The organism is Sphingobium sp. (assembly GCF_033795625.1).
GTDB lineage: Bacteria > Pseudomonadota > Alphaproteobacteria > Sphingomonadales > Sphingomonadaceae > Sphingobium.
The window spans coordinates 1-507 of the sequence record NZ_JARYGI010000155.1; the positions used below are offsets into that span (position 1 = coordinate 1).

The window sequence follows — 507 nt, forward strand, 5'->3', positions numbered from 1 at the left end:
AACAGCATGATGCCGAACACGGTGGCGCGGATCGTCGGCATCCATTCGTTCGCGACCGACATCGTGGCAAGGCCGTTGGAAATGACTGCGCGATTGGCCATGACCCGCGCCGCGCTTGCCGGTGAATCCTCGAACAGCACGTCGCCCACCGTGTTGCCAAGGAGGATGTGCGTCAGGAACGCCTGTGCGCTCAGCGGCCGCCCCAGCATCATCTGGCCCATTTCGCCGAGCTGCTGCCGGCAGCGCGTCATCTGCTGGGCATTGCCGGTGTCGTATCCCGTCCGCGCACAGATCTGTGTGGTGTAGCCGTCGAACAGGACCGGGTCCGAGAGGCGATCCGAGATATGCGTCCACGCGTCCGTGCAACTGACCGTCGTGCCGCCCTTGTCGGCCTCGGCATAGACAGTCGAGAAGGTAGCGGGCCCGGCCATCGCTGCGAAGGAGGCGGGCAGGTCGGTCGAAGTCCGGAAGAGTTGGTCATCGTCCACGCCATAGGCGGCCGACACT

At 64.9% G+C, this 507-nt stretch carries 1 protein-coding gene; it reads right to left on the minus strand.

The features are described from left to right. Positions 1 to 507: conjugal transfer protein TraG N-terminal domain-containing protein (locus QHC67_RS19135; RefSeq protein WP_319296759.1), on the minus strand; the 507-nt coding region annotated here is incomplete at both ends.